Genomic DNA, 474 nt, shown 5'->3' with positions numbered 1-474 from the left:
ATTGACAACTACAGTTGCTGTCGGATCATTTACTGTACCCGTAAGTGCTGGTGTGCTGTCATTCGTTAATACATCATCCAGTGCTACTGTCGGTGCAACTGCATCCACCACAGCTGTTGCTGGGCCTGAGGTATTGCCCGCAGGATCTTCTGTTACTGCCGTTACCGTATCACCATCATTTAAGCCTGGGTTTGGCACAGTCCAAGTACCATCCGGTCCTGCTACAACACTTGCCGTACTACCATCAGGATAAGTCACAGTCACGGTTGATCCCGCTTCTGCTGTACCTGTCACTGGATCAGTTGCATTGATCGGATCAATCACTGGTGCTTCTGGTGCAGTGGTATCAATCGTCACCACTGCTGTATCCGTACCTACGTTACCTGCTGCATCTGTTGCAGTCACGGTAATGGTGTGTGGACCATCAGCAAGTGTTGGAAGTGTATTGTCTGCAAGCGTCCAGGTGCCGTCACC

The 474-nt window shown here is 50.6% G+C and carries 1 protein-coding gene; it reads right to left on the bottom strand.

Annotated elements, in window-relative coordinates; all coding sequences use genetic code 11:
- Window positions 1-474: Ig-like domain-containing protein (locus tag RFX69_RS18650; protein ID WP_309169613.1), on the bottom strand; the 474-nt coding region annotated here is incomplete at both ends.

It is taken from the genome of Acinetobacter sp. 148 (assembly GCF_031196675.1).
GTDB classification, from domain to species: domain Bacteria; phylum Pseudomonadota; class Gammaproteobacteria; order Pseudomonadales; family Moraxellaceae; genus Acinetobacter; species Acinetobacter baumannii.
Note: the sequence above shows the minus strand (reverse complement) of the source record. Positions and strands in the feature narration are given on the sequence as shown.